Here is a 223-nt window from a genome sequence, read left to right on the forward strand (position 1 = left end):
GCCGGCGCCGAAGCTGGTCAGTGCCGACATGGTCAAGTCGATGAAGCCGGGCTCGGTGCTGGTCGATCTCGCCGTCGAGCGCGGCGGCAATGTCGAGGGTGCGAAGCCGGGCGAGGTCGTCGACCTCGATGGCATCAAGATCGTCGGCTACACCAACGTCGCCGGCCGCGTCGCGGCCTCGGCCTCCAGCCTCTACGCACGCAATCTGTTCTCCTTCATCGAG

General features: G+C 66.8%; 1 pseudogene. It reads left to right on the forward strand.

The features are described from left to right. Positions 1-223, forward strand: a pseudogene (locus tag MOV74_RS41400) (NAD(P)(+) transhydrogenase (Re/Si-specific) subunit alpha); the annotation flags it as partial.

Source organism: Bradyrhizobium sp. SHOUNA76 (assembly GCF_023006445.1).
In the GTDB taxonomy this organism is placed as follows: domain Bacteria; phylum Pseudomonadota; class Alphaproteobacteria; order Rhizobiales; family Xanthobacteraceae; genus Bradyrhizobium.